Origin of the sequence: Asanoa siamensis, from assembly GCF_016862555.1 — a bacterium.
Classification (GTDB): Bacteria; Actinomycetota; Actinomycetes; order Mycobacteriales; family Micromonosporaceae; genus Asanoa; species Asanoa siamensis.
In genome coordinates, this window is the sequence record NZ_BONE01000198.1 from 1 (window position 1) to 1,149 (window position 1,149).

1 protein-coding gene is annotated in these 1,149 nt (G+C 68.6%); it reads right to left on the reverse strand.

Translation table 11 applies throughout. The features are described from left to right. Window positions 1–1,038 (reverse strand): transposase (locus tag Asi02nite_RS41215; RefSeq protein ID WP_203719477.1); only part of this gene is annotated, 1,038 nt, incomplete at its 3' end. Window positions 1,039–1,149: the final 111 nt, after the last annotated feature.

The following is a 1,149-nucleotide window of genomic DNA, read 5'->3' on the forward strand; positions in this document are numbered from 1 at the left end:
TAGGAACGCCTGCCAGAGCAGGTCGACCTCGACGACGCTGGCTTCGGGTTGGGACCACCACAGCCAGACTGGTTTCGCGGTGGCGCCGGAGGGGAGCTGGTCGACGGTCAGCAGGATGACGGTGCCTTCGATGATCGGCAGGGTGCCGGCATGTGTGAGCCAGGCGGTGCGGTGGGTCAGCCTAGGGTGCAGCCGGTTCCAGGCCCGGGCGGTCGCGGTTCCGTAGAGTCGGGTGTCGGTGACGGTCGCGGCGTCCGGATCACCCCAACTGGCCGGGTCGCCGAAGATGAACTCGCCGCCGTGGCGGGGTGGGCGACCCATGCCGGGCGGCTGGGCCGGGGCCCGTCGTCGCAGGACCCGGTCCGAACGCATCCGCACCAGGATCTGGACGGGTAGGTCGGCGAGCAGGAACGCCAGGCGAGGGCCGTCGTAGCCGGCGTCGGCGACGATCCACACGTCCGGATCACCCGGCCGCCACTGCCCGGTGGTGATCAGCCGGGTGACGACCTCCCGCAGTTGGGTGGCGGTGACGGTGGCCGCGTCATCGCCGGGTGCCAGCCGGCGGACATCCAGCGGGGCGGTCCACGAACTGCGGCCCGTCTCCAGGCCGGTGACCAGTGAATACGGCCAGCCCGGCACCATGATGTGGGTGTCCTTGCCCCGACCATAGGTGTGGCAGAGAACCCGTTGCGGGCTGGTGTGTGCCTCCGGCCGTAGCCAGCACGTCACATCCACGGCCAAGACGATCCGCCCGTCAGCGGCCCGCGGCACCGGCACCGCGGCCAGGCAGGTCTTCAACGCCTCAATGTCGATCCGGCCGCGGTTCAACGCCGCGTACAACGAGCCGTGACCCCGCCGATGCTCGCCGGCCAGCGACAACTCCACCAGCGAACGCACCGACCCATCAGCGCATAACAGCGCGTCGGTCAGCTCGAACAACGCATCCGCCCGCGAGCTCAGACACCCGTGGAACGCTCGCCGGAACCCCGCCAGCCGGCCGACCACGTCGGCCGGATCGCCATCGTGCACACTGATCACCAGACAGCCCTTGGTTTGATCTTCTTCCCTAGACAAGAGGAATGATCAAACAAGGGCTGTTCCCATGATCAGCCGGGGTCCATGCAACCCCGCCGCAGGTTAAATCTCAAG